The organism is Streptomyces pseudovenezuelae (genome assembly GCF_001513955.1).
Taxonomy (GTDB): domain Bacteria; phylum Actinomycetota; class Actinomycetes; order Streptomycetales; family Streptomycetaceae; genus Streptomyces; species Streptomyces pseudovenezuelae.
Genome location: NZ_KQ948170.1, coordinates 1 through 1,809 on the forward strand (window position 1 = coordinate 1; position 1,809 = coordinate 1,809).

The 1,809-nt window shown below is 70.8% G+C and carries 1 protein-coding gene; it reads left to right on the plus strand.

Annotation, left to right across the window (positions count from 1 at the left end; translation table 11 throughout):
* On the plus strand, nt 1-1,809 hold a 1,809-nt coding region (locus AQI94_RS42280), incomplete at both ends, for a condensation domain-containing protein (protein ID WP_225890428.1).

Genomic DNA, 1,809 nt, shown 5'->3' on the forward strand with positions numbered 1-1,809 from the left:
GACGGCAGCGGGTGAGGAAACAGACCGGCGCCTCGTCGCCCACCTCGTCCTCACCGACCCGACCGAGGGCATGCCGGCGGTCGGCGACCTGCGTGCCTACCTCAGCGACCGGCTGCCCGCCTTCATGGTCCCGTCGGTGTTCGTCGAGCTCGACGCCCTTCCGCTGACCCCGAACGGCAAGGTGGACCGCAAGGCACTGCCGGCCCCGGACGGCATGCGGCCACGGCTGGACGGCTTCGCCGCCCCCACCACCGCGACCGAGGAACTCCTCGCCGGCATCTGGGCCCAGGTCCTCGGCCTGGACCGCGTCGGCGTCCAGGACAACTTCTTCGAACTCGGCGGTCACTCACTCCTCGCCACCCGCGTCGCCTCCCGCGTACGCACGGTGTTCGGAGTCGAGTTGCCCCTGTCGACGGTGTTCGAGCAGCCCACGGTGCGAGACCTGGCGGCCGTGGTCGACGGATCGGCCCGCGGATCCACGGTGCCGCCGGTCACCGTCGTGGATCGCGACCGAGCGCTGCCCCTGTCGTTCGCGCAGCAGCGTCTGTGGTTCCTCGACCAGCTGGCACCGGGCTCCCTCGAGTACAACGTGCCGCTTCTCATGCGCTGGACGGACGGCGGCCTGGACGTCCTGGCCCTGGCCGCGGCCCTGAGCGCGGTGGTGGCCCGGCACGAGGTCCTGCGCACCAGGCTGGTGGCAGGCCCGGACGGAGTGGCGCACCAGGTCATCGACGATCCGGCGCCCTTCCCGCTGCCGGTGGCCGACGTCTCAGGGGACCGGGATCCCGTGGCGGCCGCGCGCAAGTTGGTGACGGCCGAGGTGATGTCCTCGTTCGACCTGGCCGCCGGTCCACTGATCCGTGCCACTCTGATCCGGCTGGCCCCCCGCGAGCACGTGCTCGCGGTCGCCGTTCACCATGTGGCCTTCGACGAGTGGTCCGTGCGGGTCTTCCGCCACGAGCTCGCCACGCTGTACGACGCCCTGCGCGCCGGCGAACCGGACCCGCTGCCGCCGCTGCCGGTGCAGTACGCCGACTTCGCGGCCTGGCAACGGCAGTGGCTCGACGGGGACGTCATGAACGGCCACTTGACCTATTGGCAGGAACAGTTGGCGGACCGGCCGACACTGGAACTGCCCACCGACCGCCCACGCCCACCCGTGCGGTCCACAAAGGGAGCGGCGGTCGGCTTCGCCGTACCCCAGGAGACCGCGGACGCCCTGCGGGCGCTGTCACGCAAGAACGGTGTCACGCTGCAGATGACCCTGCTGGCCGGCCTCAGCATGCTGCTGGGGCGGTACACCGGTTCGGAGGACGTCGTCGTCGGCACCCCGGTGGCCAACCGGAACCGTGCGGAGACGGAGGACCTCATCGGGTTCTTCGTGAACACGCTGGTCATGCGGACGGACCTGTCCGGCGACCCGACGTTCCGCGAACTGCTGGAGCGGGTGCGGAAGACGGCTCTGGCCGCGTATGCCCATCAGGACCTGCCCTTCGAACAGTTGGTGGACGCGCTGGTGGTGGAGCGGGACCGCTCGCGCACACCGTTGTTCCAGGTGTTCTTCAACTACACCCCGCAAGGACCGGACGACCGCGGGGACACCGACGAGGCCCCTTCCCGGCTCGACGTGCTCGAAGCGCCCTCGGTGAACTTCGACCTGGCGGTGGCCGTGGGAGACAGCCCCGGCGGGCTGGAGGGGGAGATCGAGTACAGCACGGCGTTGTTCGACGCGGGGACCGTGGAGCGGTTGTCGGGTCATCTGGTGCGGTTGTTGGAGGCGGTGGCGGAGGATGCGGGGCGGCGGGTGGG